Below are 7,080 nucleotides of genomic sequence, written 5' to 3'. Positions count from 1 at the left end.
GACAGTGCTCACCGGCCAGCGGCTCGGCAACCAGCCTCACCCCCACCAACCACAATCGGTGGGAGGCCACGCCGATCAATCCCCATTAGGTGGGGGTGGTCAGGAGGCGGATGGCTTCGACGATCATCTCGCGGTGGCTGGCCGGGTCCAGGGGGTTGTGCGGGTCTTCGGCGCCGCGGGTGGCCAGCTGCGTGATCAGGTGCAGGATCTGCTCGGCGGTGAACCTGGTGGTGACCTTGCCGTTCCGTTGAGCTGTGCGGATGGCCTCGACCTTGGCCTGCGCTGAGATCAGAGCGGCTGGGCGGGTGGTGCCTGGGCGTTCGAGGGCGTACCAGTCCAGCAACCGCGCGGCCTCCGGGTTCAGGCGGCGCGCGTCGAACAGCCGTCCCGCGTACTCCGGCAGGTCGTGGACAGTGATCGGGGCGTCCTCGCGGGTCTGCTCGATGGTCGCGTCGAAGACCGCCTCGAACAGCTCGTCCTTACTGGTGAAGTAGGTGTAGACCAGGCCCGCGCTGCACCCCGCACGCTTGGCGATCCGGTCAACACGCGCACCCGCGATGCCATGCGCGGCGAACTCGACCAGCCCGGCCTCCAGCAACTGCCGTCGCTTGCCCTCGGCGTCTCTCACCCAGCCATCCTAGACTGAACGTTCATTCAACACCGCTGACCGCTACGCTGCCCCCGTGCTGGAACAGGTCGAGATCTACACAGACGGCGCGTGCAGCGGCAACCCCGGCCCGGGCGGCTGGGGCGCGGTGCTCAAAGCGGGCAAGCACGAGAAGGAGATGTACGGCAGCGAGCCCACCCAGACCACCAACAACCGGATGGAGCTGATGGCCCCCATCCGCGCGTTGGAGAGCCTGAAACGCCCCGTCTCCGTCGACCTCTACACGGACAGCACCTACGTCCGCAACGGTGTCCTGCAGTGGATGCCCCGCTGGAAGACCAACGGCTGGCAGACCTCCGACAAGAAACCCGTGAAGAACGTCGACCTCTGGCAGCGCCTCGACGAGGCCCTCAAACCGCACGAAGTGGTCTGGCACTGGGTGAAAGGCCACGCCGGACACCCCGAGAACGAACGCGCCGACCGCCTCGCCGTCAAAGGCTGCGAAGAAGCCCGCGAGTCCCGTTCGCGCTGACGACCGGACTTCGCCCAGGCACCCACCACAGCCGCCCGCATAGGCGGCTTCAAGCGAGCCGACTCCACACAGCACCGCGAGAAGGACCGTCCCACTGCGGCAACCCATGGCTCACCGGTTAGCGCAAACCGTTGCCAGGCCAGGAGGGATGCCGTCGGAGGTTCGATTTTGTTTGGGGGGCGGCGCAAAATAAGCTTGTCAGCGGGCAGGGCCCTGGCCCTGCCCGCGGTTGCCTGCCCTTTGCGCCGCAGGGGCCCCAAACAAAATCGAACCTCCGACGGCCAAGGCGCCCCAAGACGACCTACGCCGCACTGAGCTCCCGGCGAGTGAGGCCGATACCGAGGTCCCGCCGGATATAGACCTCGAACATCTGCCGCAACCAAACCTCCCGCCCCATCCGCGCGAAAGCCGCGGCAATCCGGGCATCCGGCTCGTCGGTGAGGTGCACGATCCGCCGCCTCAACACCGGCCGGGTCTCCGCCCCCTCCACAACCTGCTCGATGTGAAACAGCGGCTGCTCGGTCCCGGCCCACAGGTAGTTGCCTTCAGGCGTGGCGATGTGGCCTGTTCCCAACAACAAAACCGCCCGGCGCTCATGGTCCAGATGCACCCGCTGGATCACGAGCCCATACCGCTCCGGCTCCAGCCACAGCCGGTGCTCAGCCACTTGCACGAAGTCCGACTCACCGGTTTCCCATCGCTGCACCGTTCCTGGGCGCACCATGTCGGGCAGGTAGGTCTCGGCGTCGTCGGCCTTGCGGACCTGCATGTCCCACACCATGTTCTTGGTGAGCACGAACGGTTCGCTGAGCTGGTAGTGGTCGCGCAGCACCGCGTTGAGGTCCACGGCCGGGAACTCGAAAGGGGTGTTCTCCCGCGAGATCCAGTCGCGGTGGAACTCTGCCGCGTAGTCCAACGCGACTTCGGATGTCATGGCAGGCACACCTCGTCCGTTAAGGATCATTGATAGTCAACTACCCTGACTAACAACACGGTAAACCCGCCTGATCATGCCCGGCAATGACGTGCGTCTCACACCGTGGCGAGTGTTCGCCTGCCGGCCCAGGCGATGACGACCAGCTCCACCGCCGCGAACCAGAGCACGACCGTGGTGCTGGGCAACCAGATCAGTGCGAGCCCGATCGCGAGCACCGGCAGCACCAGACCCATATACGCGCCAAGGAAGAACGCGGCCAGCACCTCACCGCGCGTGGCTGGGTCGGCGAGCATCGCCGCGGTCCCCACGGCGGCACGGAAACCGAGCCCGACACCCATGCCCGCGACGATCCCACCGGCCATGAACAACCACAGCACCCCGGCCAGCGCTGCGACCGGGATCACCACCAGACCCGTTGCGGTGAGGGCGATCCCGAGCTTGAGCTGGGTGCGCCGGGCCAGCTGGGCGAAGACGATCTGGCTCACCGCCGAGGCGCCGAGCACGCTCGTTGTCACGATGCCGCCCAAGAGCTTTGACGGCTGGTGGAACACTTGGTTGAGCAGGGTGGGCGCAAGCGCGGTGAACAGGCCCATGATGGCGAAGACAGCGAGCGCACCCGTTGTGGCGGCGAAGAACGTGGGCCGCGCGGCCGACGGCAGCGACACCCGCTGCGGCCGGTACGCGGGCCGCTCCTCCTGCCGCTCCACCGTCTCCGGCACCAAAGACACCGCGATCGCCATAGCCAGCAACACGAACAGGAACACCAGGTACGGAACAGTAAGCGGCGAAGTCACATACTGCGCCAGCACGCCACCGATCACCGGGCCGAGCGCGAGCCCGCCCATGTTGGCCACACTGGACACCAGCCCGGAGCGGCTCCCGTCCTCCGACGGCCGGGACACCACGCGCAACTCGGAGAGGTGCGCGGTGGCCGTCGCGGTCAAAGCGCCGATGCCGATGCCGGACACCAGCCGCGCCACGATCAGGCCCGGCACGTCCATCCAGGTCAGGAACAGCACCGCGGACAGTGCCTCGGCCAGGACCGCCGCCACGATCACCCGGCGGCGGCCGAGCCAGTCGCTGACGTGCCCGGCGAGGTACAGGCTCGCCATCACGCCGACCGCGTACGCGGCGAAGATCACCGTGATGACGAACGTCGGGAAGCCGTCCCGCTGCTGGTAGAGGCTGTACAGCGGGGTGGGCAGCGTCGAGAACGCGAGCGCGGCGGTGAAAGCGGCGGCGATCACCCAGAAGCCCCCGCCGTGGCCGACCCGCCAGCGGGCCGGCGAAGCGGCCGGTCGGGCGACCAGTGTGTACGTCATGACTCCTCCTGTTCGCCTTCCAGGGTGAGCCGCCCGACGTATCAAGTCCAACGAAAGATCTTGGACGCACTCATCGACGAACTCGATGACACTCGTTTGCGGCGGATCGGCCGGTTGACGCGATCCAAGCTGACGGTTAGCCTCTGCAATCGTTAGCATTCGGAGGTCGCTGCGCATGGTCGAGACGTTCCAGCTGACGGTCAACGGCACCGCCCAAGAGGTGACCTGCGACCGGGACACCCCGCTGCTCTACGTCCTGCGCAACCACCTGAACCTCAAGGGCACCAGGTTCGGCTGCGGCCTGGGCCTGTGCGGCGCGTGCAACGTCATCATCGACGGCCGGACGATCTTCTCCTGCGACACTCCACTGTGGTCGGTCGTGGGCAAGAACATCCGCACGGTCGAAGGACTTCCGGCGGACAGCCCGCTGCGGCGGATGTTCGTCGAGGAGCAGGCGGCCCAGTGCGGCTACTGCGTCTCCGGGATCGTGATGAGCGCCACCGCCTTGCTGGAGTCGACCGGGAACCCGGACGAACGCGCGGTCAAAGAAGCGTTGGACCGCAACCTGTGCCGCTGCGGCGCGCACAACCGGATGGTCCGAGCGGTGCTGCGAGCGGGCGAATGATCCCGGCCACCCTCGCCACCACGCCCCAGCTGTCCCGTTGGGTGACCGTCCACAAAGGCGGAACCATCGACGTCCGCTGCGGGAAAGTCGAGCTGGGCCAAGGTATCCTGACCGCGCTGAGCCAGATCATCGCCGAAGAGCTGGACGTCACTCTCGCCCGGATCACCATGATCCCGGTGACCACCGGCAGCAGCCCGGACGAGAACCTCACCGCGGGCAGCCGGTCGCTGGAGGAGTCCGGCCCGGCGCTGCGTCAGGTCGGCGCGGAAGTGAGAGCGCTCTTCCTCGCCGCGGCCGGGGAACGCCTTGGCACCAACGAACTCGCGATCAACGACGGTGAGATCACCTCCCGGAGCGGGTCGACCAGCTACTGGGAACTCGCCGACGAGGTGGACCTGTCGGTAGACGCAACCGGTGAGCCCCAGCCGAAACCCCATACCGAGTACCGGATCGTCGGCACCAGCGCGGCCCGGCTGGACATTCCCGACAAAGTCAACGGCATCCCCCGGTACGTCCACGACCTGTCGTTGCCGGGCATGCTCTACGGCCGGGTCGTCCGTCCGCCCTCCCCCGGCGCGGTCCTCCGGGAACTGGACACCAGCCCGGCCAAAGGACTGCCCGATGTGGTGGATATCGTGCGGGACGGCAGCTTCATCGGGATCATCGCCGCCCACGAGGAATCCGCCGTCGCCGGAGCGGAACTGTTGCGCGCCAACAGCGTCTGGGACGAGCACGCCACCCTCCCGGACAGCACGGCAATGGGCGCCTTCCTGACCGCCGTCCCCAGCGACCGCAGCGTCATCTCCGAGCTGACCGCGGAAACCACCACCACCAAAACCATCCACGCCACCTACACCCGCCCCTACCTGGCCCACGCATCCATCGCACCCTCATGCGCAATCGCTTGCTGGCAAGGAAACGAGCTCGAGGTCTGGAGCCATACCCAAGGCGCGTACAACCTTCAGCGCCAACTCCAGAAAGCCACCAATGCGGCCGAAGTGACCGTGCACCACGTTGAAGGCGCGGGCTGCTACGGCCACAACGGCGCCGACGACGTGGCCTACGACGCGGTCCTCCTCGCCCGCGCGGTCGAAGGTCAGCCGGTTCAGGTCGTGTGGTCGCGAGCCGACGAGCTGAGCTGGGCGCCGTTCGGGCCCGCGATGGCCGTGGAACTTTCGGCGGGCGTCGACGCCGACGGGAACGTCGTTTCGTGGCACCACGAAATCTATGGCAACGGCCACGTCTCGAGGCCTGGGGTGTTCGCGAACCCGGCCTTCCTGGCGATGGCCTACACCGCCGACCCCATCGCACTGCCGGTCTCCGTCGATCCGCCGACCTCTCGTGGTGGCGGCTCGCAGCGCAATGCCGTTCCACTGTACGAGTTCCCGGCCCACGAGGTCGCCACGAACCGTCTGCTGGAGATGCCGTTGCGCACGTCGGCACTGCGGTCGCTCGGCGCCTACCTCAACGTGTTCGCGATCGAGTCCTTCATGGACGAACTCGCCGGTGACGTCGACCCGGTCACGTTCCGCCTGCGGTACCTCAAAGATCCGCGAGCGCGAAAGGTCGTCGAAGCCGCGGCCGAGCGGGCGAACTGGTGGAGCCGTGAGCCGGGAACGGGGTTCGCCTTCGCGCGGTACAGCAACCACGGCGCGTACTGCGCGGTCGTCGCCGAAGTCGAGGCGGAGACCGAGATCCGGGTGCGCAAGCTGACCCTCGCCGTGGACGCGGGCATGATCATCAACCCGGACGGCCTGCGCAACCAGATCGAGGGCGGGGCGATCCAGAGCACGAGCTGGACCACCAAGGAACAGGTCCGGTTCGACCGCACCCGGGTGACCAGCGCGGACTGGGAGTCCTACCCGATCCTGCGGTTCTCCGAGGTGCCCGAGGTCGACGTGGTCCTGCTCGACCGGCCCGGCGAACCCTGTCTGGGCGCGGGCGAGACCGCCCAGGGACCGACGGCCGCGGCCATCGCGAACGCGCTCAGCGACGCCCTGGACGTCCGGGTCCGCACACTTCCGCTGACCCCGGAGAACATCGTCAACGCGATGCCCTGACCACCGAGTCCCGCCGGATCAGCTCGACCGGCAGCACCACCCGTTTCGCGGGCGCGCTCGGCGAGGAGATCCGTTCCAGCAACAGCCGGGCAGCCTCGAACCCCATGTCGTAATGCGGAATCCGCACGGTCGTGAGCGACGGGCGCTGGGTGCTGGTGAACGGCATGTCGTTGAACCCCACCACGGACACGTCCGTCGGGCAGCTCAACCCGTTGACCTCCAACGCCTGGTAGCAGCCGAGCGCGATCAGATCGTTCCCGGCGATGATCGCCGTGATGTCATCGGGCAGGTCGATGGCCGCGTCGCGGCCGGCGTCCTCTGTGAACGCGGCGGCGAACCGGATCCGCGCCGGATCGCTGTCCAACCCGTGTGCCTCCATGGCATCCAGGAAGGCCCGGTAGCGCTCCCACCCGGTCGACAGGTCCTGCGGCCCGGCCACATGCGCGATCCGGGTGTGGCCCAGTTCGGCCAGCATCCGCACGGTCGCGTGCACCCCGGCCGCGTTGTCGCTGGTCACGGACGGGATGTCGCCCGCGTCGGTGCGGCGGTTGACCAGCACGGTCGGCACGCCGTCGGGCGGGGCGGAGTCCGCGCGGCGGCCGGTGGCCAGGATGAACCCGTCGGTCTGCCGCCCGCGCATGGCCAGCAGCAGCTCGTTCTCGCGCTCGACATCGCCGTCGGTGTTGCCCAGCAGGGCCATGTAACCGGCCTCGCGCAGGGCGTCCTCGATGCCGCGCACGATCGGCGGGAACACCGGGTTGCGCAGGTCGGGGATGATCACTCCGGCCACCGAGGAGGTCTTGGTCCGCAGGCTGCGCGCCGCCGAGTTGGGCGCGTAGCCCAGGGACTTGGCCGCCTCCAGGATGCGGTTGGCCGTGCGCGCGCTCACCTTGTCCCGGGTCTGCGGGTTGAGCGCCCGGCTCGCGGTGGCCGCGTGGACCTTCGCGAGGTCGGCTACATCCTTGATGGTTGGAGGTTTTTTCACCGAACAAGCATA

Annotated in this window: 7 protein-coding genes; 3 read left to right on the top strand and 4 right to left on the bottom strand. The window is 67.9% G+C overall.

All coding sequences use genetic code 11. From position 1 onward, the window contains the following. Nucleotides 1-85: 85 nt before the first annotated feature. Entirely contained in the window at nucleotides 86-628 is a 543-nt protein-coding gene (locus AB0J95_RS42655) for a TetR family transcriptional regulator (protein WP_364771113.1), read from the bottom strand. A gap of 58 nt (nucleotides 629-686) precedes the next feature. Between AB0J95_RS42655 and rnhA the strand changes: the two genes are divergently transcribed. Continuing rightward, nucleotides 687-1,139, top strand: coding sequence for a ribonuclease HI (rnhA, locus tag AB0J95_RS42650; RefSeq protein ID WP_364771139.1), 453 nt, complete (start codon nucleotides 687-689; stop codon nucleotides 1,137-1,139). A 301-nt stretch (nucleotides 1,140-1,440) separates the two neighbouring features. Here rnhA and AB0J95_RS42645 read toward each other — a convergent pair whose 3' ends face one another. Then, nucleotides 1,441-2,073, bottom strand: coding sequence for a hypothetical protein (locus tag AB0J95_RS42645; RefSeq protein ID WP_364771111.1), 633 nt, complete (start codon nucleotides 2,071-2,073; stop codon nucleotides 1,441-1,443). A 98-nt stretch (nucleotides 2,074-2,171) separates the two neighbouring features. Next, complete coding sequence (locus AB0J95_RS42640) at nucleotides 2,172-3,398, bottom strand: MFS transporter (protein ID WP_364771109.1); 1,227 nt, start codon at nucleotides 3,396-3,398, stop codon at nucleotides 2,172-2,174. 175 nt (nucleotides 3,399-3,573) lie between these two features. Here AB0J95_RS42640 and AB0J95_RS42635 point away from each other — a divergent pair, with 175 nt between their 5' ends. Next, entirely contained in the window at nucleotides 3,574-4,023 is a 450-nt protein-coding gene (locus AB0J95_RS42635) for a (2Fe-2S)-binding protein (protein WP_364771107.1), read from the top strand. After that, entirely contained in the window at nucleotides 4,020-6,083 is a 2,064-nt protein-coding gene (locus AB0J95_RS42630) for a molybdopterin cofactor-binding domain-containing protein (RefSeq protein ID WP_364771105.1), read from the top strand. The genes AB0J95_RS42635 and AB0J95_RS42630 overlap by 4 nt, the downstream gene beginning before the upstream one ends. On the opposite strand, the gene AB0J95_RS42625 is transcribed toward AB0J95_RS42630, so the two are convergent. Next, complete coding sequence (locus AB0J95_RS42625; RefSeq protein WP_364771103.1) at nucleotides 6,067-7,068, bottom strand: LacI family DNA-binding transcriptional regulator; 1,002 nt, start codon at nucleotides 7,066-7,068, stop codon at nucleotides 6,067-6,069. The two genes, AB0J95_RS42630 and AB0J95_RS42625, sit on opposite strands and share 17 nt — an antisense overlap. Nucleotides 7,069-7,080: the final 12 nt, after the last annotated feature.

The sequence above is a fragment of the Actinocrispum sp. NPDC049592 genome (assembly GCF_040675465.1).
Lineage (GTDB): Bacteria > Actinomycetota > Actinomycetes > Mycobacteriales > Pseudonocardiaceae > Kibdelosporangium.
This window is presented reverse-complemented; position numbering and strand designations above follow the sequence as displayed.